This is a genomic window from Pseudomonas fluorescens group sp. PF-69 (assembly GCF_054481235.1).
Genome location: NZ_JBTMNC010000001.1, coordinates 6,525,356 through 6,544,397, shown reverse-complemented (window position 1 = coordinate 6,544,397; position 19,042 = coordinate 6,525,356). Strand labels below are relative to the sequence as shown.

The following is a 19,042-nucleotide window of genomic DNA, read 5'->3' as shown; positions in this document are numbered from 1 at the left end:
ACAGCTTCAGGTCGCGACGTTCAGGTATTTGCCTACGCTCGCCACCTTGTCGAGCGAATACTGCTTGCTCAGGTTGGCAATCATTTTGTTCAGCGCCTCGCTGGTGGTCGATTGAGCCGTGGTGCTGTCGCTGGTTTGCTCGCGGCCGGCTTGCAGGGCGGACTTGAGCTCATCGCTGCTGACGCCGCCGCTGCTGTCGCTGTCCAACGCCTTGAGCAAGGTGGCGCTGGTGTCGCTGCTGGTCGATGAATTACCGGCCTGCAGTGCACTGGTCAGTTCGCTGGCGCTGACGTTGCCATCGCTGTCGGCGTCGAGGCTGCTGAACAGTTCATCACTGGACGGTTGCTGTGGCGGTTGTGGCGGCTGTGTCGTCAGGCTGGCAGCCAATTCGTCCTTGCTGACGGTGCCGTCCTGATTCTTGTCCAGGGCCGAGAACACCTGGCTGCTGTCGGCGCTGCTGCCTGCGCTGGTCAGGCCGTTGCTCAGTTCGTCGCTGCTGATGGCGCCGTCGCCGTCGGCATCCAGGGCACTGACCACGGCATCGGCCAGTTCTGTGTTCTGCGCCTGATCCGTCGACTTATCCGGCGGCGGCGGAGGGGCCATGGCGGCCATCTCTTCGCTGCTCAGGCTGCCACTGTTGTCGCTGTCCAGATTGGAAAAATTCTTGCTCAGGCTGACCAGCAGGCCGTCATCGCTTTTCTGCGACAGCGCACTCTTGAGCTCATCCTGATTCACCGAGCCATCAGTGTTGGTGTCGAGTTTGGCGAGCAGTTCTTTCTGGAACTGTTGTGAACGGGCGTTGCTGGTGGTGGTACTGCTGGTACCGGTATAGCTCGTGTAATTGCTGACGCTACCAATCATTGGACTCACTCCCTGGAATGGAAACCCGGTGGGTGTACCGGTTTATGCAGACTCAAGGGGCAAGTTGTCGTGGGTATGTGGGGTTTGTAGCGATCAGTACACATGCACAAGGATCAGGCCAACACCAAACCCTGAAGGTGGATCACTGAACCCAGTGGAAGCAGCTCGAATATTCAAGTACGCGGCAGGCGAATGACCGCGGTCAGGCCGCCGCCCGGGGTCTCTTCCAGGCTTAACTGCCCTCCCAGTCGTTGCGCGGCCTCGCGGGCGATGGTCATGCCCAGGCCCACGCCGCCGGAATTGCGATTGCGCGAACCCTCCAGGCGAAAGAACGGTTCGAACACCGCCTCGCGTTGCTCCGCCGCGATTCCCGGCCCATGGTCGATGACCCGGATGATCAACTGTTCGCGGTGGTCCTCGAGGCTGATCAGCGCTTGCCCGGCGTAACGCAGGGCGTTGTCCATCAGGTTGTTGATGCATGAGCGCAAGGCCATCGGCTGCACCAGCAGCGGCGCGCAATGACCGCTGGCCTGGACATCGGCGCCCTGGTCCTGGGCGTTTTCGCTCAGGGATTCAACCAGCGCCTGCACGTCCATCCATTGTGGTGCTTCGCTGGTGCGTTGTTCATGCAGGTAGGTGAGGGTGGCGTCGAGCATGCTGATCATGTCGTCCAGATCCTGACGCATCTGGCCTTGCAGCTTGTCGTCGTCGATCTGTTCCAGTCGTAGCTTGAGCCGTGACAGCGGGGTGCGCAGGTCGTGGGATACCGCGCCGAGCATGCGCGAGCGCTGTTTCATTTGCTCAATGATGCGCCGCTGCATCTTGTTGAAGGTCTGTGCCGCCTGGCGCGCCTCCAGGGGGCCGGACTCTTCCAGTGGCGGGCTGTCGAGGTTCTCGCTCAAGCGTTCGGCCGCGTCACTCAGGCGCTGGATGGGGCGGCTCAACAATTTGGCGCCATACCAGGCGGCAATGATCAGCGAGATCAACTGAAAGGTCAGTGGCACCAAAGGCCCGCCGAACCACGGCCGCGGTGGCGGACGTTGTCCGCCGAAATCTTCGGAAAAGGCCGGAGGTGGCGGCGGGGGCGGCGGCGGACTGTAGTAGTGAAACCAGGCAAACGCGAGCAGGTGCGCCAGGATGATCGCCACCAACAGCACGCCGAACAGGCGGCCGAACAGCGTATCGAAGCGCCCGCGCATCAGCCGATGTCTCTGGCGTCGAACAGATAACCCTCGCCGCGCACGGTCTTGATCAGTTGCGGCGCTTTGGGATCGTCGCCCAGTTTTTGCCGCAGTCGCGACACCAGCAGGTCAATGCTGCGATCGAAGGCTTCGATCGAACGGCCGCGAGCGGCGTCCAGCAGTTGTTCACGGCTCAGGACCCGGCGCGGGCGTTCGATGAACACCCACAACAGGCGGAACTCGGCGTTGGACAGCGGAACGACCAAGCCATCGGCCGCGATCAATTGGCGCAGCACGCTGTTCAAGCGCCAGTTGTCGAAACGGATATTGGCCCGTTGTTCGGTGCGGTCGTCACGCACCCGGCGCAGGATGGTCTGGATGCGCGCCACCAGTTCCCGGGGTTCGAACGGTTTGGCCATGTAGTCGTCGGCACCCAGTTCCAGGCCGATGATCCGGTCGGTGGGTTCGCAGCGGGCGGTGAGCATCAGAATCGGGATGTCCGACTCGGCGCGTAGCCAGCGGCACAGCGACAGACCGTCCTCGCCGGGCAGCATCAGGTCGAGCACCACCACATCAAAATGTTCCGCTTGCATCGCCAGGCGCATGGCGGCGCCATCGGTGACGCCGCTGGCGTGGATGTTGAACCGGGCCAGGTAGTCGATCATCAGTTCGCGGATCGGGACGTCATCGTCGACGATCAGGGCGCGAATGTTCCAGCGTTTGTCGTCGCCGGGCGCTTTTTGATCGTCGTTCAAGGGGGCTTGGGTGCTGTGCATGCGTGCGATTATCTGCCAGGTAGGCTGCCAACCACAAAGATAGGCGGCGAGGTTGTGGCTCCAGCATAGGCGTCCGGCCCGGAGGCGGGAAGTGCTGTAAGGACGTGTTGCGGCTCCCGAGGGTAGCGGGCAAGGGTGTTGTGGACGTGTCGTGTATGTACCGGGCTCGACACAATTGGGCCAACGGCTAGGATTGCGTGAGCGTTCTCGATGATTTACCGATCATCGGGTCCCGCAGTGGCGCTGCTTCCGCTACAATGCGCGCCGATTTCGACTTGCCTGAGAGCCCACTCATGTCCGCCTGCCAGACTCCTATCATCGTCGCCCTGGATTTCCCTACCCGTGACGCCGCACTGAAGCTGGCCGATCAGTTGGACCCGAAACTGTGCCGGGTCAAAGTCGGTAAAGAGCTGTTCACCAGCTGCGCATCGGAAATCGTCGGCACCCTGCGCGACAAGGGTTTCGACGTGTTCCTGGACCTCAAATTCCACGATATTCCCAACACCACCGCCATGGCCGTCAAGGCCGCTGCGGAGATGGGCGTGTGGATGGTCAACGTGCATTGCTCCGGTGGCCTGCGCATGATGGCGGCCTGCCGTGAAGTGCTGGACAAGCGCAGTGGCCCGCAACCGCTGTTGATCGGCGTGACCGTGCTGACCAGCATGGAGCGTGAGGATCTGGCGGGTATCGGCCTGGATATCGAGCCGCAGGAACAGGTCCTGCGCCTGGCCGCGCTGGCGGAAAAAGCCGGGATGGACGGTCTGGTGTGCTCGGCGCTGGAAGCCCGGGCCCTGAAGTCGGCACATCCGTCGTTGAAGCTGGTGACACCGGGCATTCGCCCGGCGGGCAGTTCCCAGGACGATCAGCGCCGCATCCTGACCCCGCGCCAGGCACTGGATGCCGGTTCCGACTACCTGGTGATCGGCCGTCCGATCAGCCAGGCGGCTGATCCGGCGAAGGCGTTGGCTTCGGTTGTGGCCGAACTCGCCTAAACATTGCAAACCGGTGGGAGCGAGCAGGCTCGCTCCCACCGTTGTTTTGAGGCCATTTCAAGCGTTGGATTAAACCTTCAGCACCAACTTCCCGAAATTCTCCCCGCTGAACAACTTCATCAGCGTCTCCGGGAAAGTTTCCAGTCCTTCGACGATGTCTTCCTTGCTCTTGAGCTGCCCCTTGGCCATCCATCCGGCCATTTCCTGTCCGGCGGCGGCGAACTGTGCGGCGTAGTCCATCACCACAAAGCCTTCCATGCGCGCGCGATTGACCAGCAGCGACAGGTAGTTCGCCGGGCCTTTGACCGCTTCCTTGTTGTTGTACTGGCTGATGGCGCCGCAGATCACCACCCGTGCCTTCAGGTTCAAGCGGCTCAGCACTGCATCGAGAATGTCGCCACCGACGTTATCGAAATACACGTCGACGCCTTTCGGGCATTCGCGTTTGAGCCCGGCGATGACGTCTTCATTCTTGTAGTCGATGGCGCCGTCGAATCCCAGTTCATCGATGAGGAACTGGCACTTGTCCGCGCCGCCCGCGATGCCGACCACCCGGCAACCTTTGATCTTGGCGATTTGCCCGGCAATGCTGCCCACCGCGCCGGCCGCGCCTGACAACACCACGGTGTCACCGGCCTTCGGGGCGCCGACGTCAAGCAGGGCGAAGTAAGCGGTCATGCCGGTCATGCCCAGGGCGGACAGGTAACGCGGCAGCGGTGCCAGTTTCGGATCGACCTTGTAGAAACCGCGCGGTTCGCCGAGGAAGTAATCCTGCACGCCCAGCGCACCGTTGACGTAGTCCCCGACCGCGAATCCGGGATTGTTCGAGGCGACCACCTTGCCTACGCCCAAGGCGCGCATGACTTCACCCAGGCCCACCGGCGGGATGTAGGACTTGCCTTCGTTCATCCAGCCGCGCATGGCCGGGTCGAGGGACAGGTATTCGTTTTTGACCAGGATCTGACCCGCAGCGGGCTCGCCGACCGGCACTTCCTGATAGGTGAACGTCTCGCGGGTTGCCGCGCCTACCGGGCGTTTGGCGAGCAGGAACTGGCGATTGGTCTGGGTAGTCATGACAGGCACTCAAGATGAATGAAGCCTTGTTGATAGCCCCTCATGACCATTGTCGCAAGTTGGGCTCATGCGGCGAATGCAGGCCGATCCAGTGCAGTGATAGTTGGTACGGCAGTTCCATCACTGCAACTCATGGGCTGGCAACCGGCCTCTTGATAGTGCTGCCGTGCCCGGGACCGCTATGGCTAGACTGGGCAAACACGATCTCCCGCACATCTCTCTCTTCGAGGACATAACAATGAGCATGACCTTTTCCGGCAAGGTCGCCGTCGTCACAGGCGCGGCCAATGGTATCGGCCGCGCGACCGCCCAGGCATTCGCCGCCGAAGGCTTGAGGGTGGTGGTGGCCGATATGGACACGGCGGGGGGCGAGGGCACGGTGGCGCTGATTCGTACGGCGGGCGGCGACGCGACGTTCGTGCGCTGCAACGTCACCGTGGAAAGCGATGTGAAAAACCTGATGGATGAGGTGATCAAAACTTACGGCCGTCTCGACTATGCCTTCAACAATGCCGGTATCGAGATCGAGAAGGGCAAACTGGCCGAGGGCACGGTCGAGGAATTCGACGCGATCATGGGCGTTAATGTCAAAGGCGTCTGGCTGTGCATGAAATACCAGTTGCCGTTGCTGCTGGCCCAGGGTGGCGGTGCGATCGTCAACACTGCCTCGGTGGCGGGCCTCGGGGCGGCGCCGAAGATGAGCATCTACGCGGCATCGAAACACGCGGTGATCGGCCTGACCAAATCGGCGGCCATCGAGTACGCCAAGAAAAAGATCCGGGTCAACGCGGTATGCCCGGCGGTGATCGACACCGACATGTTCCGCCGCGCTTATGAGGCCGATCCAAAGAAAGGCGAGTTCGCCAATGCCATGCACCCGGTCGGTCGCATCGGCAAGGTCGAGGAAATCGCCAGTGCGGTGTTGTACCTGTGCAGCGACGGCGCGGCGTTCACCACCGGGCACTCGTTGGCCGTGGACGGCGGCGTCACGGCTTTTTAAGGCCGGATTCTTTTCAACACACAACTGCGAACCGGTGGAAGCGAACCTGCTCACGATCAGGAAGTGTCAGTCGACATTTGTGTTGCCCGGCGCTCCCTGATTGCGAGCGAGTTTGCCCACCGGTTTTTCATTGGCCTCAGGTTCCGTCAAAGGCCTGGCGATGTGTTTCAAATCGTTAGAACCAAAGATTTTGGCGGCGTTGTCGCACATTCCATCGCGCGCTCCTGTGATTAACTGCTCCTGCAAAACGAACAGGAGTTTGCTTGCTCATGGAGTTGAGAATCGATCGACAGGCTTTGGTGCCGGTTGTGCAGCAAATTGTCGATGCGCTGACCTGCTGGCTTCGTTGTAACGGGGTACCGCCGGGCGTGCGTTTGCCTTCGGTGCGGCAAATCGCGCGAATCAATCTGCTCAGTCAATCAAGTGTCATGGAGGCCTGCGAACGTCTGGTGGCGCAAGGTGTACTGGCATCGGGTCATGGCAACGTTTTTTTCGTCGCCGCAGCGCAGTCGGCCGGTCAGGGGCAACAGGACACATCGTGGTTCGAAGGGACACAAATCAATCAAGGCTCATTATTGTGCGAGTTGAAACTGGGTTGCGGTGGACTGCCCGAAAGCTGGCGCGAGACGGACGACCTGAGTTACGCAATCCGCGAGGTCAGCCGTACCGACATGGCCGGGTTGTTCAACTACAGCACGCCGCTGGGCTTGCCCTTCCTGCGCCAACAGATCCTCAAGCGCCTGAACAAACTGGATATCAAGGTGGACGACAGTCGAATCCTGACCACCACGGGTGCCAGTCAGGGCTTGGACCTGATCGTGCGAACCTTCTTCAAGCCGGGCGATTGTGCCGTGGTGGAAAGTCCCGGTTATCCCTTGCTGTTCGATCTGCTCAGGCTGCACGGGGTGAACTTGCTCGAAATACCGCGAACACCCTGTGGGCCGGACGTCACGGCGCTGGAGACGCTGTTGCTGAAGCATCAGCCGCGTGGCGTGTTCATCAATAGTTTCTACCAAAACCCGACGGGCAGCAGCCTGGCGCCAAAAGTGGCGCTGCAAGTGCTGCAGTTGGCGAACAAGCATGGCGTGCTGGTCATCGAGGATGATGTCTATGCAGACCTGCACTGCGGCCCCGGTGTGCGGCTGGCTGCGCTGGATGACGGTGTGATCTACGTTGGCAGTTACTCCAAGACCCTCAGCAGTTCTCTGCGGGTCGGCTTTGTGGTGGCGGGTGCCGAGGCGATTGCGCGACTGGCGCAGGTCAAGATGATCAGCAGCATGGGAGCGTCGCTGTTTGGTGAATCGGTGCTGGCCTGTCTGTTGGCCAACGGCGCATACCGTAAGTTGGTGCAACGCCAGCGCCAGCGCTTGAACGGTGACAGGCTGGCGGCGTTACAGTTGCTCGAAGACGCTGACTGGGAGGTGTTCGGCAAGCCCGTCGGTGGCCTGTTCATCTGGGCGCGGTCACGGATGTCCGACTACGCTCATGTGCGGACCCAGGCGCAGCGCTTTGGTGTCTTGCTGTCATCGAAGACGGCCTTCAGCCCCAGCGGTGCGGCCAATGACTGGCAACGCATCAATGTGGCCTTTGCCTGTGATCCGCAAGCCAGGGCTTTTTTTTGGTTCTTCACGGAATCCCGGGAAACACAGAAACAAGAACGCCGATTTGATTGATGATGTTCGTGCGAGCAAACACATCTAACAAACCGGCGTTCTTATGCGCGATATTAATACTTTCCTTCCCTTTTGGGAGGGCTTTTCTGTCGTCACCATCAAGCCCGATGGCGATGCGCTACAGATCGACCTGACACCCCACGCCACCCAATTCCCCTCTTGTAGCGGCTGCCAAAAACCGTGCTCGACCACGCATGAGTATTGCCAACGAGTCATCCGCGATCTGCCCATTCTTGGCCGAGCAGTGCGCCTCAGCGTTTTGCTTCGGCGTGTTGGGTGTCGCGACTGTGGTAAACGCATGGAAGCGGTCAGTTGGCTGGATCGCTATGCCCGCATGACGCGCCGCCTGGCCGAGGCGGTCATTCAAGCCTGCGAGCGTCTCCCCACAAAACACGTGGCTCAACTGTTCGGTCTGCATTGGGACAGCGTTCGGTTGCTAGAGCGTCGAGCCTTGCAAGTGGCGTTGAGTGTTTTGCCAAAGGCGCAGCCACGGCGCTTGGTGATGGATGAATTCGCTCTGTTCAAAGGTCATCGTTACGCCAGCGTCGTGCTGGACGCCGATACCCGGCGAGTGCTTTGGATTGGCGAAGGTCGCAGCCGCGCGGCGATCAGGCCATTCTTCGAAGAGCTGGGGCCAGAGGGTTGCGCTCGCATCGAAGCGGTGGCGATGGACATGAACACCGCCTTTGACCTGGAGGTTCGTCAGCACTGCCCAAAAGCGCGCGTGGTCTACGACCTCTTTCATGTGGTGGCCAAATATGGCCGAGAGGTGATTGATCGAGTCCGCGTCGATGAAGCTAATCGGCTACGTCATGACAAGCCTGCCCGAAAGGTCATCAAGCAAGCGCGATGGCTGTTGCTGCGCAACCCGCAGAACCTGAAAACGCCGGAGCAACAGGTCCGTTTGGAGGATCTGCTGGCGGCCAACCAAGCGTTGATGACGGTCTATTTGATGAAGGCTGAACTCAAAACGCTTTGGGCACCGAGCACCGCTTGGGGCTGGCGATCAGCCTGGCAGCAATGGTTGCGCCACGCTCATGAAAGCCAAATACCACCTCTGATCCAGTTTGCCAAACGACTGAAGGGTTACTGGCGAGGCATCGTCAGTCGTGTTCGCTGGCCGATGCATACGGGCCAATTGGAAGGCATCAACAATCGAATAAAGGTCATTAAGCGGATGGCGTACGGTTACCGGGATAGCGAATTCTTTTTCATGAAGATCAAGAGCGTCTTTCCCGGTAATCCGTGAAGAACCTTTTTTTCAGTCCACCGCTCCGGATCGACCTCAAGCGTTCTGAAAACGACGTGGGCGTAGCTTTTTGCCATTATTCCGACGCCAGAGACTTGTGTTGCTACAGGCCCGTTGCGAATCTGCGTCTATTGATTCTGGCAGGGGACTAAGTGCAATGATTTCGGCCGTGCAAGGACGTTTTGCCAACCTCGGGATGGCGAAGAAACTGGGTATCGGGTTTGTGCTGGTGCTGTTGTTGACCGCCCTGGTTGCGGGTATCGGCGTCTGGTCCCTGCAAACCATCAGCCATCGTTTCGACGGGCTCAAGCAGATGTCGTCGCTCAACAGCGGTTTGCTGAAGGTGCGATTGCTGGAGCAGGAATACGCCTTGCACGGTAATCCGAAAACCGCCGATGCCTTGCACGAAGGGGTCGATGGGCTGATCGCCCTGGCTACCCAGCTCAAGGCGCAGTCGGCGGCCAATGTGCCGGTCATGACGGACGTCGAGCAGTCCCTGGGGGCTTACCGCAAGGCTTTCGACGAGTTCGTTTCGCTCAGCCAGGCCAAGGACCTGGCGCTGGAAATGGCCAGTTGGTCGGTGTCCAGCGTGGCCAACAATCTCGACGTGTTGCAGTCCGGTCTCGCCGATGACGGCGCCTATACCTTGAAGGACTCCGAAGGCAAGGACGGCGCGCAGTTCATCGAACAAGCCAATCAGGTCAGCCAGGTGTCGCGCTTGATGCTGCAAGCCATGAATGAAGCCCGCGTGCGTCTGGACCAGAGCCGCAAGGGTGACGACAGCGCGGGGCAGGGCAAGATCGAACAGGCCAGTCAGGCACTGAACCAGGCCGAGCAGCTTAAAACCACGGTCAAGGATGAGGGCTACCGAACCGTGCTCAATGAAGTGACCGGTCACATCGCCAGCTTCAGTGACAAGCTCGCTGAGTACACCGGGTTGCTGGAGCAGGAAAAGACCGTCTACCAGCAGTTGCATCAACGGGCTGACCAAGTGGTGGCGCGAGTGGACCAGGCCTATGCGGCCGAAGATCGGTCCATGCAGACCGAACTGAAAAAGAACTCGCTGCTGATCATCGGTTCCTCGGCTCTGGCGTTGCTGGTCGGGCTGATGGCGGCCTGGGTGATTACCCGCTTGATCGTGGGCCCGCTGCGCAGTGTGATTCATGTGGCACAGCAGATCGCCTCGGGGGATTTGAGCGCCACGGTCGAGGTGACTCGCCGCGACGAGATCGGTCAATTGATGCAGGCCATGCAGCAGATGGGGGAGGGGCTGAGCCATATCGTCAGCGGCTTGCAGGCCGGGATCGAGCAACTGGCAACGTCAGCGCAATCGCTGTCTGCCGTGACTGAGCAGACCAACCTCGAAGTCAGCAGCCAGAAGGAAGAAACCGAGCAGGTCGCCACGGCCATGAATCAGATGACCGCTACCGTGCACGACGTCGCACGCAACGCGGAAGAGGCTGCCCAAGCCGCGCAAACGGCGGACGGCAAGGTTGAAAGTGGGCAGCAGGTGGTGCGCCAGAGCATGGCGCGGATCGAACAATTGGCGGACTCGGCCACCTCGGCCAGTTCCAGCATCGAAAGCCTGAGTGCGGAAATCCAGAACATCGGCACTGTGCTCAGTGTCATCAAGAGTGTGGCCGAGCAGACCAACCTGCTGGCGCTCAACGCCGCCATCGAGGCGGCGCGGGCCGGGGAACAGGGCAGGGGATTTGCGGTGGTGGCCGATGAAGTGCGGGCTCTGGCCAAGCGCACCCAACAATCGACCGAAGAGATAGAACGGCTGGTCAGCGCTTTGCGCACGGCAGCACAGGCATCGGTTCAGCAGATTCAGAGCAGTGGCGAGCTGGTGAAGCTGGCGGTGAGCGATGCGTTGCAGACCGAGAGTGCGCTCGGCAGCATTGCCTCGGCGGTGTCCTTGATTCAGCAGATGAACCAGCAGATCGCCGCCGCTGCCGAGGAGCAGAGTTCCGTGGCCGAGGAGATCAACCGCAGTGTCACGAGTATTCGTGCCAGTGCGGATCAGTCTTCATTGGCGATGCAGGGGAATGCGGCGTCCAGTATCGAGCTGGCGCAGTTGGGGGTTGAGCTGAAGGGGATGGTGGGGCATTTCAGGCTTTGATGCTGGGCTGGCAGCCAACCGGTTCGGGCGTACATGGCCAATGCCGAGGTAACAGTTACGCCCTGCGCTGTTTGGCGGTTGTACGTGTTCCCCTGTAGGCGCTCGCTTCCCCGCGCCTACAGGTATTGCCTCATCCGCGTTCCCCCAGGATTGCGTGAACCAAAAAAAAGCCACCTGTCACGGTGGCTTTTTTGCGTTTACTCGGTGATCAGTCGTAAATCACTTTTTTCTTCCAGTCCGCATCCGCCTCGACGTCTTTGAGGCCTTCGGTCAATTGGTTCACTTCGCCTTCTACCGGCGCGATGCGGTCCATGACCTGGTCGTTGGCGCGGGCCAGGAGTTTTTCCAGGTATTCCAGTTGTTCGGCATAGACCTGTGGTTCCTGCTGTTTGCGCAGGTATTGCACGCCGCGTTCGAATGCCAGGCGCGCCTGGCCAGGCTGGTTCTGTTGCAGGGAGTGCTGGCCGAGGTTGTTGAAGAATTCAATGTGCAGCAACACCAGAATGTGGCGCACCTCGCGGATCCAGCGCTTGGCCTCAGTGGGCGGCAGGAAGCCGTCCTGCGCCGCGCGGGTGATCTGGCCGTGCAGGGCTTCGAGCAGGAAACGCACGTCCTTGGCCTTGGCTTCGGTCAGGATCGGTGCCGGCGGGTTGTTGACCGGTATCCCTTCGCCCAAGGTCATCAGTACCTCCAGCTCGGCAATCCGCACCTTGAGATTGGAACTGGTTTTTTCCAGACTCAGCAGACGCTGGCAGACGTTCAGTTCCAGGCGAGTCAACAGCAGCTTGAGCGCCGGTGTCATAAACTGGCCAGGGAAGGTCTCGGTAATCTCGCCGCAACGACGCAGGCGGTCATTGAGTTCAATCTTGGTACGGGCCCTTTCCACCTTGTTGTTTTCCACCACATGGTTGATGTAGCCAATGGCGATCAATAGTGCGATCCCTGCTACGACGAACAGGGTGATCATGAGTGGTGTCACCGGTAAGACCTCTTTATAGGGTTCGCGTCCGAGTTTAGTGGCTTGGCATTTAAGCTCCTAGGGCCGCTCGACGAGTTGGATCGGCGTGGCTCAACCTGTATCGGTCAGACCCTGCTTATATGAATACTGGCACCTCCTGAGCAAATTGCCATCATTCATGCCGTGGACTATAGCGTCTTGGCGAGTGTCAGAATATAGGCGCCAAACACCGGACAGCGGAAAATCCGGATTGGTGCCGAAAAGCAGGGCGAAGTCATTGATTTAAATAAATTTATATCAGGGGGTTGACGACCTCCCAATCCATCCATAGAATGCGCGCCACTTGCAGCGTAAAGCACACAGCGAAACGAAGCAGGGAGTGAATGTTGTAGCGTGTCCCCTTCGTCTAGTGGCCTAGGACACCGCCCTTTCACGGCGGTAACAGGGGTTCGAGTCCCCTAGGGGACGCCAATGCGGGAATAGCTCAGTTGGTAGAGCACGACCTTGCCAAGGTCGGGGTCGCGAGTTCGAGTCTCGTTTCCCGCTCCAATTTTAAACAGCGTTGCTTTCGGGCAGGGCTGAGTGAAACCAGAACCAAGTCTTCGGATGCGGATCTGGGCACCGAAACACACACCATGTGTTCCGGGTAGCGTGTCCCCTTCGTCTAGTGGCCTAGGACACCGCCCTTTCACGGCGGTAACAGGGGTTCGAGTCCCCTAGGGGACGCCATTTGCGGGAATAGCTCAGTTGGTAGAGCACGACCTTGCCAAGGTCGGGGTCGCGAGTTCGAGTCTCGTTTCCCGCTCCATATTTAACGAAAACGCCGCTCATTGAGCGGCGTTTTTGTTTGTGCGTGATTTATCTGCGATATAGCAAAAAGGCCCGCCAGTCTGACTGAGCGGGCCTTTTTGCGTGGTCGGGATTTTACATCGACAGAATCAGCCTGCCGGCAAACAGGATCAGGACCACCCCCATGGTGCGTTCAAACCAGTGTCCCATGCGCATGAACAACAATCGCACCCGTGCACTGGAAAAGAACAGTGCAACGATGACAAACCACAATGCGTTTACGAAACACATCCAGACTCCGTACAGCGCCTGAATCTTCAGTGGGGTCGTGGCGCTGATGAGGGTGGTAAAAATCGCCAGGAAAAACAGAGTGGCTTTGGGGTTTGAGGCGTTGGTCAGAAAACCGGTGGTGAAGGCTCTCAGCAGTGTTTGCTCGACGAACGGTTCGTCTGCGTCATTATTCCCTTCTGCCACGGTTTTCGGTTTGCTGCGCAGCAGGCTGACACCAAGGTACAGGATGTAGGCACCGCCCACGACCTTGGCCACCGTCAACAGCCAGGGAGTGGTGTGCATCAGCGCGCCGACGCCCAACAAGGTGTACAGCACGTGCACTGAAATTCCCGCGCCGATCCCCAATGCCGTGCAAATCCCGATCATCCGGCCGAAACGCACACTCTGGCGAATCGTCACGGCGAAGTCAGGGCCGGGAGCGACCACCGCCAGAAAGTGGATCATCGCCAGTGCCAGAAACTCGCCCAGGTAGTTCGAATACATTTCAACTCCAAAAGGTCAGGGGGGAAGCATTGCCGCGGTAGCCGACAAAGAATGAAAGGCTCAATCGCGGATCCGCCACGCCCGGTGTTACCGAATGCATGCGTCGTGAGTTGAACATGATGAAATCCCCGGGCTCGGGGCGAATTTCCAGGGTTGGAGTGCCCAGAAGCGCTGGGTCGATGCCATAGCTGTCGCCGCGCATTTCGTCGAACCGTTCCGGGGAAACATCGTGGTTCCATATCTGCAGCGCGCCACCCGCAGTGGGCATGCTCAGGTAAATGTTGCAGGCGAACTGCGCTGCCAGGCTTCTGGCCTGATAGCTGTCGGGGGCGTCCTTGGCGAAAATGTCGTGGTGGGCCAGAAAGCACACGTCTGGTTTCACCACGCGCGACAGGCCAACGTACATCTTGCGGCCGTAGAGGCTTTCCAGGTGTGCGCCGGCCGGCCATGATTCATCGAGCATGCAACGCAGCGTGTCGACCGGGCAGGCATAGGGCGCGCAACGGTTGCGCAACTCTGCGATGTTGCGGGTGGCCCGCTCAAAGTAATCCTCGATCAACAGCGGCCGGTTTTCCGCTTCATAGAACGCCATGCCGATGCGTCCGATGCTCGGTGCATTGATATAGCCTTCAAAGCCTGGTGCGAGAATCTTTTCACCGATCTGGATGGCCAGCGGCCGTGCTATCCAACCTTTGACGCGGATGGCGAGGACTTCTTCGTTGGCCAGTTTTTTTATGCACGCCTCATCGAGACGCTCGACGTCAAGCATCATGTCTTAGGTCCATCTATCAGAGAGTCAACGAGGCCTGCGAATACAGGCGCCCCGGCGTCAGTCCACGTGGTAGTGAACCGACAGAATCCCTTTCTTCTGTGAAAGGGACGCGATTGTGACTGTGCCCAGATCCTTCAGGCTGCGTACGTGGGTGCCGCCGCAGCCATAGGCGGGCAGTTCACCGAAACCGATCTCCCGGGCGCCTTCGCGTAGCGATGTCAGGCGCGGCAGATCGCGGGCGATCCATTGTTCGATGCCGTGCTGAACCATGGGGGCATCAACGTCTTTTGCCGACTCTGCGGGTTTGAACTGCACACGCCCTTCGCCTGGCCAATGATGGGCCTTGGTCGGCATCCAGCCCATGGCCTGAACAAAGTGGCCGATCAGGTGGCCGGCGGTATGCATACGCGTATTGAACTGACGACGTTGCTCGTCCACCTGGATCGGAGTCATGCCAGGTTTAATCGGTTGGTCGACAAAGTGAATGATCCGGTCGGGATCCTGAACCACGCGCAGTACCTGGCTTTCGCCGATCCATCCGGTGTCGCAGGGCTGCCCGCCACCCTGAGGGTGAAACAGCGTTGCGCGCAGCACCACGGCGAATTCGTTCTCGTGGGGCGTGCATTCCAGGACTTCCACATTGGCCTTGAGGTCATCCCTGTGGAAAAAGAGGCGAAGCGTCATATTCAATGCTCGTATAAATGTTTCCACTTTTTATTATATGAAGCCTGGAATTACGTGATAATCCGTTCAAATATCAAAGGACTGTTGCGTTTTGAGCATAAATCTTCCGCTACCGTTGCTCGGTGAAATGGCGATTTTCGTCAAGGTCGTCGAGACCGGCAGCTTCTCCGAGGCGGCCCGGCAATTGGGCTCCTCACCTTCGGCGGTGAGCCGCAGCATTTCGCGTCTGGAGAAGGCGCTGGCCACTCGCTTGCTGCAACGCACCACGCGCAAATTGCGTTTGAGCGACGGTGGCGAAGAGGTGTTCAAGCGTTGCCGGGAGATGGTCAATGCCGCTCGTTCAGTGATGGAAATCAGCGGTCAGTTTACGGATGAGCCTGAGGGCGTGGTGCGTCTCAGTGTGCCGAAAGCGGTGGGCCGTATCGTGATTCACCCGCATATACCGGAGTTTCTGCGCCGCTATCCCAAAGTGGATGTTGAGTTGTTGCTTGAGGATCGCCATGTGGATTTGATCGACGATCACGTCGACCTGGCGATTCGCATCACCGATCGGCCCCCTGCGGGTCTGGTGGGGCGGCAGTTACTGACGATTGACCATTTGCTTTGTGCGACGCCGCAGTATCTGGCTGAACACGGGACGCCGACTCATCCCCATGATTTGCTCAACCACAGCTGCATCTACCTGGGTGAAACACCGAGCGATGCGCGCTGGAAGTTCAAGAAAGGCAGCAAATCAGTCACCGTGGGCGTGCGCGGGCGATACGCCGCCAACCACACGGGTGTGCGTTTTGGCGCCGTTTTGCAGCACATCGGTATTGGCAGCCTGCCGTACTTTACGGCGCGCCGTGCCCTGGAGAAGGGGTTGATGGTGCAAGTGCTGCCAGACTGGACCTTCCTGGCGTCCTACCACGGCGGCGCCTGGTTGCTGCATTCGCCCACTCGCTACCTGCCTCCCAAGCTACGGGTGTTGATCGATTACCTGGTGGAGTGCATGGAGAAAGAGCCGACGTTGGGCAAACCCGGTAAGCCGGGCAAGCTGACTACGGCGGTTTCGGAGTATGAATTGCCCGAGAGTGACGGTTTGTTTTAACGCATTAAAAAGGCCCGCATAGTTGAACGGGCGGGCCTTTTTATTGCTGATCGCGGATCAGTGCTTGCTGTCCTCATTCGACAGCGCCAGCAGCTGTTTTTCCTGGTTCCAGTCGAAAGGCTCGTCGTTCTGTTCGGCTTCGAAACGACGTTCTTCCAGGGCCTGGTACAGGTCGATTTCATCGTCGGGCATGTAATGCAGGCAATCGCCGGCGAAGTACCACAGCAGGTCGCGCGGGACCAGGTGGGCGATTTGCGGGTAGCGGGTGATCACCTGACACAGAATGTCCTGGCCCAGGTATTGGCTTTCGATCGGGTCGACCGGCAGCAACGCACGCAATTCGTCGAAGCGCTCCAGGAACAAGGCATGGCTTTCTTCGGGAACCTGGTCGGCCTCACCTACGGCGACCAGGATGCTGCGCAAGTGGTCGAGCAAAACGAGATGATCGGCAACGATGTTGGACACGAGATAAGTCCTCAAGAGCAAAACGGGCGCGGGAGTATAAAGCTCCTGCGCCCTTTTTTCACTGGGTAGAGAGGGGTTGCTGGATCAGCGGACCTTCCCTGCGGCCAGCGCCAGCTCGTCCTTGTCGAAATCATCGACATCAATCACCTTGCGTCGCGCCGCTTCGGCTTCACGCAGGGTGTGAGCCTCCACGGGTTGCAACACGCCAGCCTCGAGTGCCGTATCGATGATGTGTTCCCCGGCGATCGGTTTGACCTGGCCGCTCTTGAGCGCCGTGTGCAGTTTCTTTTGCAGAGGTTGCGCCGCGCTCAACAGATCGCTGGCGTGCTGCAATGCGCCGACCGGGTCGTCGGCCGATTGCGGGCGATAGCAACCCAGGAGCAACTCTTCCAGGGTCGGATCGCCTTTGGCACGGCCGATCACCGCTGCCACTTCGGCACCGAGTTTGTCCGATGGCCCTTTGTGACGGCGGCCGAACGGGAACACGATTACCCGCAGCAGGCAGCCCAGCACCTTGTTCGGGAAGTTATTCAACAATTCATCCATGGCCCGTTCAGCCTGGCCCAGGCTTTCCTCCATGGCCCAGCTCAACAGCGGCGTCATGTGTTCCGCTGAGTCGAGGTCGCTGTAACGCTTGAGCGCGGCACTGGCCAGGTACAGGTTGCTGAGCACGTCACCCAGTCGTGCCGAGAGGCGTTCGCGGCGTTTCAGCTCACCGCCCAGCAACATCATGCTGAGGTCGGCCAGCAGCGCGAACGCAGCGGCCTGACGGTTGAGCGCGCGGAAATAACCTTGGCTGAGCTTGTCGCCGGGCATGTGTTCCAGATGCCCGAAACCGAGGTTCAGCACCAGGGTGCTGGCGGCGTTGCTCACGGCAAAACCGATGTGCTTGAGCAGCAGGCCGTCGAATTCGATCAGTGCCTGATCCTTGTCTTCGCGGCTGGCGAGCGCCATTTCCTTGAGGACGAACGGATGGCAGCGAATCGCGCCCTGGCCGAAGATCATCAGGTTGCGCGAGAGAATGTTCGCCCCTTCCACGGTGATGCAGATCGGCGCGCCATTCCAGATCCGACCGAGATAATTCCTTGGCCCCATGATGATTGCCTTGCCGCCATGAACATCCATGGCGTGGGTGATGCACTCGCGACCGCGTTCGGTGAGGTGATATTTGAGAATGGCCGACAGCACGGACGGTTTTTCGCCCAAATCCACTGCATTGGTCGTCAGCATTCGCGCCGCGTCCATCATCCAGGCGTTGCCGGCGATGCGCCCCATGGCTTCCTGGATACCCTCGAAGGCGGCAATCGGAACGTTGAACTGCTCGCGAATCCGCGCGTATTGGCCCGTCACAAGACTGGTGAACTTGGCCATGCCGGTACCGACCGCTGGCAGGGAGATCGAGCGCCCGACCGACAGGCAATTCATCAGCATCATCCAGCCCTTGCCGAGCATTTCCTGGCCACCGATGAGGTATTCCAGCGGCACGAATACATCCTTGCCGGAGTTCGGGCCATTCATGAACGCCGCGCCGAGCGGCAGGTGACGGCGGCCGATTTCCACACCGGCGGTATCAGTCGGTATCAATGCCAGGCTGATGCCCAGGTCTTCCTTGTCACCCAATAAATGGTCCGGGTCGTAGGCCTTGAACGCCAGGCCGAGGAGGGTGGCCACCGGCCCCAGTGTGATATAGCGCTTTTCCCAATTCAGGCGCAGGCCAAGGGTTTCCTTGCCTTCCCATTCGCCTTTGCAGATCACCCCGGTATCGGGCATGCCGCCTGCGTCGGAACCGGCCAGGGGGCCGGTCAGGGCAAAACAGGGGATTTCTTCGCCGCGCGCCAGGCGTGGCAAGTAATGGTTGCGTTGTTCGTCGGTGCCGTAATGCAGCAACAGTTCGGCCGGACCGAGGGAGTTGGGGACCATCACGGTGGAAGCGAGGTCGCCGCTGTGGGAGGCCAGTTTCATCGCCACTTGGGAGTGGGCATGGGCCGAGAATCCCTTGCCGCCAAATTCCTTGGGAATGATCAGGGCGAAGAAGCCGTTTTCCTTGATGAAGGCCCAGGCTTCGGCCGGCAGATCCAGGGTCTGACCGAGCTCCCAGTCACTGACCATGGCGCAGAGCTCATTGGTCGGGCCGTCAATAAAGGCCTGTTCTTCTTCGCTCAACTGCGCTTTGGGATAGGCCAGCAGTTTGTTCCAGTCCGGGCGGCCGCTGAACAATTCGCCGTCCCACCACACCGTACCGGCCTCGATGGCTTCACGCTCGGTTTGAGACATGGGCGGCAGGGCTTTCTGGAACCATTTGAACAGCGGCGCACTGAAGGATTTGCGACGCAGCTCGGGCAGCAACAAGGGGGCCGCCACGACCGCGAGCAATACCCAGAAAATCAGCAGCAGCCAGCCTGGTGCACGGCTCAAAGCGCCCATTGCCACCAGGTAGACGGCCACGATGCCCAGTGCAGGCAGCGGCGAAATGCGACGGTGGGCCAAATAAGCTATCCCGACAATCAGAACCAGTATCCACAACAGCAGCATATTTAATCCTCCGTGAAACCAGGGCGAGCCAACCCTCAGAGCTTAGACGG

The 19,042-nt window shown here is 59.6% G+C and carries 17 protein-coding genes, 4 tRNA genes and 1 pseudogene; 11 read left to right on the top strand and 11 right to left on the bottom strand.

Annotated features, from left to right (window positions below; genetic code table 11):
• Positions 1-6: 6 nt before the first annotated feature.
• From xopAW to ACX3YF_RS30545, 3 genes are all read right to left on the bottom strand, one after another.
• Entirely contained in the window at positions 7-861 is an 855-nt protein-coding gene (gene xopAW / locus ACX3YF_RS30555; protein ID WP_130211474.1) for an EF-hand domain-containing protein, read from the bottom strand.
• Positions 862-1,034: 173 nt separating this feature from the next.
• A complete protein-coding gene (locus ACX3YF_RS30550; protein WP_448646052.1) occupies positions 1,035-2,060 on the bottom strand; it encodes a sensor histidine kinase in 1,026 nt (341 codons plus the stop codon).
• Positions 2,060-2,818 carry a response regulator gene (locus ACX3YF_RS30545; RefSeq protein ID WP_130206714.1) on the bottom strand — a complete coding sequence of 253 codons (759 nt, stop codon included), beginning with the start codon at positions 2,816-2,818 and terminating at the stop codon, positions 2,060-2,062. Before ACX3YF_RS30545 ends, ACX3YF_RS30550 begins: the two co-directional genes overlap by 1 nt.
• A 293-nt stretch (positions 2,819-3,111) precedes the next feature.
• Between ACX3YF_RS30545 and pyrF the strand changes: the two genes are divergently transcribed.
• A complete protein-coding gene (gene pyrF / locus ACX3YF_RS30540; RefSeq protein WP_189340383.1) occupies positions 3,112-3,810 on the top strand; it encodes an orotidine-5'-phosphate decarboxylase in 699 nt (232 codons plus the stop codon).
• 69 nt (positions 3,811-3,879) lie between these two features.
• Here the strand turns inward: pyrF and ACX3YF_RS30535 are convergent, their stop codons facing one another.
• Positions 3,880-4,884, bottom strand: coding sequence for an NADP-dependent oxidoreductase (locus ACX3YF_RS30535; protein ID WP_448646053.1), 1,005 nt, complete (start codon positions 4,882-4,884; stop codon positions 3,880-3,882).
• 238 nt (positions 4,885-5,122) lie between these two features.
• On the opposite strand from ACX3YF_RS30535, the gene ACX3YF_RS30530 reads away from it, so the two are divergent.
• Positions 5,123-5,884, top strand: a complete 762-nt coding sequence (locus ACX3YF_RS30530) for an SDR family oxidoreductase (protein ID WP_130206716.1) — start codon at positions 5,123-5,125, stop codon at positions 5,882-5,884.
• Positions 5,885-5,950: 66 nt separating this feature from the next.
• Here the strand turns inward: ACX3YF_RS30530 and ACX3YF_RS30525 are convergent, their stop codons facing one another.
• On the bottom strand, positions 5,951-6,094 hold the full coding sequence (locus tag ACX3YF_RS30525) for a hypothetical protein (RefSeq protein WP_196586923.1): 144 nt from the start codon (positions 6,092-6,094) through the stop codon (positions 5,951-5,953).
• Between the two features lie 59 nt (positions 6,095-6,153).
• Here ACX3YF_RS30525 and ACX3YF_RS30520 point away from each other — a divergent pair, with 59 nt between their 5' ends.
• The 4 genes and pseudogenes from ACX3YF_RS30520 to ACX3YF_RS30505 all read left to right on the top strand — a co-directional run bounded on the left by ACX3YF_RS30520 (position 6,154) and on the right by ACX3YF_RS30505 (position 10,928).
• A complete protein-coding gene (locus ACX3YF_RS30520) occupies positions 6,154-7,557 on the top strand; it encodes an aminotransferase-like domain-containing protein (RefSeq protein WP_458974795.1) in 1,404 nt (467 codons plus the stop codon).
• 43 nt (positions 7,558-7,600) lie between these two features.
• Positions 7,601-8,806, top strand: a complete 1,206-nt coding sequence (locus tag ACX3YF_RS30515; protein ID WP_130211659.1) for an ISL3 family transposase — start codon at positions 7,601-7,603, stop codon at positions 8,804-8,806.
• A 157-nt stretch (positions 8,807-8,963) separates the two neighbouring features.
• Positions 8,964-10,070, top strand: a pseudogene (locus ACX3YF_RS30510) (HAMP domain-containing protein); the annotation flags it as partial.
• Positions 10,047-10,928, top strand: a complete 882-nt coding sequence (locus ACX3YF_RS30505) for a methyl-accepting chemotaxis protein (protein WP_458946347.1) — start codon at positions 10,047-10,049, stop codon at positions 10,926-10,928. The pseudogene ACX3YF_RS30510 and the gene ACX3YF_RS30505, both read left to right, overlap by 24 nt.
• A gap of 208 nt (positions 10,929-11,136) precedes the next feature.
• Here the strand turns inward: ACX3YF_RS30505 and ACX3YF_RS30500 are convergent, their stop codons facing one another.
• Positions 11,137-11,895 (bottom strand): tetratricopeptide repeat protein, encoded by a 759-nt coding sequence (locus ACX3YF_RS30500; RefSeq protein ID WP_189340389.1) that lies wholly within the window; start codon positions 11,893-11,895, stop codon positions 11,137-11,139.
• 386 nt (positions 11,896-12,281) lie between these two features.
• Here ACX3YF_RS30500 and ACX3YF_RS30495 point away from each other — a divergent pair.
• The 4 genes from ACX3YF_RS30495 to ACX3YF_RS30480 all read left to right on the top strand — a co-directional run bounded on the left by ACX3YF_RS30495 (position 12,282) and on the right by ACX3YF_RS30480 (position 12,694).
• A tRNA-Glu gene (locus ACX3YF_RS30495) sits at positions 12,282-12,357 on the top strand.
• 2 nt (positions 12,358-12,359) lie between these two features.
• A tRNA-Gly gene (locus ACX3YF_RS30490) sits at positions 12,360-12,435 on the top strand.
• Positions 12,436-12,539: 104 nt separating this feature from the next.
• Positions 12,540-12,615, top strand: a tRNA-Glu gene (locus ACX3YF_RS30485).
• A 3-nt stretch (positions 12,616-12,618) separates the two neighbouring features.
• Positions 12,619-12,694: transfer RNA gene (locus tag ACX3YF_RS30480), tRNA-Gly, on the top strand.
• 116 nt (positions 12,695-12,810) lie between these two features.
• Here ACX3YF_RS30480 and ACX3YF_RS30475 read toward each other — a convergent pair.
• From ACX3YF_RS30475 to ACX3YF_RS30465, 3 genes are read right to left on the bottom strand one after another with little or no spacing between them, the layout of a single operon-like run.
• On the bottom strand, positions 12,811-13,449 hold the full coding sequence (locus ACX3YF_RS30475) for a LysE family translocator (RefSeq protein ID WP_130206724.1): 639 nt from the start codon (positions 13,447-13,449) through the stop codon (positions 12,811-12,813).
• Between the two features lies 1 nt (position 13,450).
• Positions 13,451-14,221 (bottom strand): 2OG-Fe(II) oxygenase, encoded by a 771-nt coding sequence (locus ACX3YF_RS30470; protein WP_130206726.1) that lies wholly within the window; start codon positions 14,219-14,221, stop codon positions 13,451-13,453.
• Between the two features lie 57 nt (positions 14,222-14,278).
• The gene (locus tag ACX3YF_RS30465) at positions 14,279-14,905 is read right to left on the bottom strand and encodes an alanyl-tRNA editing protein (protein WP_130206728.1); all 627 of its coding nucleotides are present in this window, start codon (positions 14,903-14,905) and stop codon (positions 14,279-14,281) included.
• 91 nt (positions 14,906-14,996) lie between these two features.
• On the opposite strand from ACX3YF_RS30465, the gene ACX3YF_RS30460 reads away from it, so the two are divergent.
• Positions 14,997-15,995 (top strand): LysR family transcriptional regulator, encoded by a 999-nt coding sequence (locus ACX3YF_RS30460; protein WP_130206730.1) that lies wholly within the window; start codon positions 14,997-14,999, stop codon positions 15,993-15,995.
• Positions 15,996-16,052: 57 nt separating this feature from the next.
• Here the strand turns inward: ACX3YF_RS30460 and ACX3YF_RS30455 are convergent, their stop codons facing one another.
• Positions 16,053-16,460: a PA2817 family protein gene (locus ACX3YF_RS30455; RefSeq protein ID WP_047526931.1), complete on the bottom strand. Its 408-nt coding sequence runs from the start codon at positions 16,458-16,460 to the stop codon at positions 16,053-16,055.
• An 84-nt stretch (positions 16,461-16,544) separates the two neighbouring features.
• Positions 16,545-18,992, bottom strand: a complete 2,448-nt coding sequence (locus tag ACX3YF_RS30450; protein WP_458974794.1) for an acyl-CoA dehydrogenase — start codon at positions 18,990-18,992, stop codon at positions 16,545-16,547.
• Between the last annotated feature and the right edge of the window lie 50 nt (positions 18,993-19,042).

Excerpts from the sequence above, each read along its gene's own strand:
- ACX3YF_RS30475 (WP_130206724.1), bottom strand. The coding sequence starts at position 13,449 with ATGTATTCGAACTACCTGGGCGAGTTTCTGGCACTGGCGATGATCCAC.
- ACX3YF_RS30500 (WP_189340389.1), bottom strand. The coding sequence starts at position 11,895 with ATGATCACCCTGTTCGTCGTAGCAGGGATCGCACTATTGATCGCCATT.
- ACX3YF_RS30535 (WP_448646053.1), bottom strand. The coding sequence starts at position 4,884 with ATGACTACCCAGACCAATCGCCAGTTCCTGCTCGCCAAACGCCCGGTA.
- ACX3YF_RS30505 (WP_458946347.1), top strand. The coding sequence starts at position 10,047 with ATGCAGGCCATGCAGCAGATGGGGGAGGGGCTGAGCCATATCGTCAGC.
- ACX3YF_RS30550 (WP_448646052.1), bottom strand. The coding sequence starts at position 2,060 with ATGCGCGGGCGCTTCGATACGCTGTTCGGCCGCCTGTTCGGCGTGCTG.
- ACX3YF_RS30530 (WP_130206716.1), top strand. The coding sequence starts at position 5,123 with ATGAGCATGACCTTTTCCGGCAAGGTCGCCGTCGTCACAGGCGCGGCC.
- ACX3YF_RS30465 (WP_130206728.1), bottom strand. The coding sequence starts at position 14,905 with ATGACGCTTCGCCTCTTTTTCCACAGGGATGACCTCAAGGCCAATGTG.
- ACX3YF_RS30545 (WP_130206714.1), bottom strand. The coding sequence starts at position 2,818 with ATGCACAGCACCCAAGCCCCCTTGAACGACGATCAAAAAGCGCCCGGC.
- ACX3YF_RS30515 (WP_130211659.1), top strand. The coding sequence starts at position 7,601 with ATGCGCGATATTAATACTTTCCTTCCCTTTTGGGAGGGCTTTTCTGTC.
- xopAW (WP_130211474.1), bottom strand. The coding sequence starts at position 861 with ATGATTGGTAGCGTCAGCAATTACACGAGCTATACCGGTACCAGCAGT.
- pyrF (WP_189340383.1), top strand. The coding sequence starts at position 3,112 with ATGTCCGCCTGCCAGACTCCTATCATCGTCGCCCTGGATTTCCCTACC.
- ACX3YF_RS30520 (WP_458974795.1), top strand. The coding sequence starts at position 6,154 with ATGGAGTTGAGAATCGATCGACAGGCTTTGGTGCCGGTTGTGCAGCAA.
- ACX3YF_RS30450 (WP_458974794.1), bottom strand. The coding sequence starts at position 18,992 with ATGCTGCTGTTGTGGATACTGGTTCTGATTGTCGGGATAGCTTATTTG.
- ACX3YF_RS30470 (WP_130206726.1), bottom strand. The coding sequence starts at position 14,221 with ATGATGCTTGACGTCGAGCGTCTCGATGAGGCGTGCATAAAAAAACTG.
- ACX3YF_RS30525 (WP_196586923.1), bottom strand. The coding sequence starts at position 6,094 with ATGTGCGACAACGCCGCCAAAATCTTTGGTTCTAACGATTTGAAACAC.